The 1589-nt window shown below is 75.1% G+C and carries 1 protein-coding gene and 1 pseudogene; both read right to left on the minus strand.

All coding sequences use genetic code 11. The features are described from left to right. Positions 1 to 183: pseudogene (locus DZG00_RS17395) on the minus strand (hypothetical protein); the annotation flags it as partial. Positions 184 to 194: 11 nt separating this feature from the next. Continuing rightward, the gene (locus DZG00_RS15325) at positions 195 to 1487 is read right to left on the minus strand and encodes a DNA polymerase IV (protein WP_119381508.1); all 1293 of its coding nucleotides are present in this window, start codon (positions 1485 to 1487) and stop codon (positions 195 to 197) included. Between the last annotated feature and the right edge of the window lie 102 nt (positions 1488 to 1589).

Genomic DNA, 1589 nt, shown 5'->3' on the forward strand with positions numbered 1-1589 from the left:
CGCCAGGCCGTAGGGCGCGGCGGCGGATGCCGAGGGGTACGGCGCGGCAGGAGGCGTCGGAGCGGGCGGCGGAGTCGCAGCGGAGGCCGCGGCAGGAGCCCCCGCCCCGTCCGCCGCACGAGCGCTGTCGTGGTCGTGGTCGTGGGAGCGGTCGTCGGGGGCGGGCGCGGCGGGATCGGTCATGGTGGTCCTCGTCAGTCGGGCGGATTCCCGGGGAGGGTACCGCGCGCGGCCGCCTCCGTGCGCGGATCCGACACCGTCGCCCGTCGTGCCCCGGGCTTCCGGAGGAGCGACGCCGGACCGATGGCTCCCCGGCCGAAGCGCTCCGCCGCCTGGTCGACCGTGCGCTCGGCCTCGCGCCAGCCCTCGTCGGCGTCCCAGAGGGCGACGGCCCGGTTGTCCACGTCGTCGAGCTGCTCGGCGCGCACGCCCACGAGGCGGATGCGGTCGCCGGGCCGGGCGACCTGCTCGTACACGTCGCGGATCTCGTCGTAGATGCGGCGCGCCACGTCCGTGGGCTCCGACAGCGTTCGGGAGCGCGTGATGGTGCGGAAGTCGGAGTAGCGGAGCTTGAGCGAGACGGTGCGCGCCGTGAGACCCGCGCGGCGCAGCCGCTCCGCGACGCGCGTCGCCTGGCCGAGGAGCTCCCGGCGGACGATCTCGGGATCCGTCACGTCGTCGTGGAACGTGTTCTCGTGTCCCATGCTCTTCTCCTCCCGGTGCGTGCTGACGCGCCGGGGATCCCGACCCCAGGAGAGGTCGTGCAGCCGCGCGCCCGCGGACTCGCCGAGCATCGACTGCAGGGTGGGCAGGGGCGTGTCCGCGATGTCGGCCACGGTGCGGAGGCCGCGCCGGACGAGCGCCTCCTCCGTGGTCTTCCCGACGCCCCAGAGCGCGCCGACCGGCAGACCGTGCAGGAACGGCAGCGTCTCGGCCGCCGGGATGACGAGCAGGCCGTCGGGCTTGCAGCGCGTGCTGGCGAGCTTGGCGACGAACTTGGTGGACGCCGCGCCCACCGAGCAGGTGAGACCGGTGTCGGCGTGCACGCGGCGCCGGATCATGGCGCCGATCTCGGCGGGCGAGCCGAACAGGCCGCGGGCCCCCGCCACGTCCAGGAAGGCCTCGTCGATGCTGAGCGGCTCGACGAGCGGCGTGACGTCGCGGAAGATGCCCATGACGACGCGGGACCAGTGGGCGTACTTCTCCATGTGGCCGCCGATCACCGTGGCCTGCGGGCAGAGGCGGAGCGCCTGCGCCATGGGCATGGCCGAGCGGACGCCGAAGCGCCGCGCCTCGTAGGTGGCGCTCGTGACGACGCCGCGCCCCGAGGAGCCGCCGACGATGACGGGGGTGCCCCGCAGCTCCGGCCGCTCGAGCAGCTCGACGGCGGCGAAGAACGCGTCCATGTCGATGTGCAGGATGGTGGCCTCGGTGTCGTCCGCGCTCGCGTCGGACGTGCGCCTCGTGGATCCGTCCTGCCTGCTCATCTCGTGTCCACGCTAGCCCGGGCCGCCGACATCGGCCCCGCGCCGGGCGCGCTCAGGCCGCGGGCCGGGCGCGGTCGCCGACGTCGTCGCCGCGACCGGGAT

Source organism: Clavibacter lycopersici, assembly GCF_003576405.1.
GTDB lineage: Bacteria > Actinomycetota > Actinomycetes > Actinomycetales > Microbacteriaceae > Clavibacter > Clavibacter lycopersici.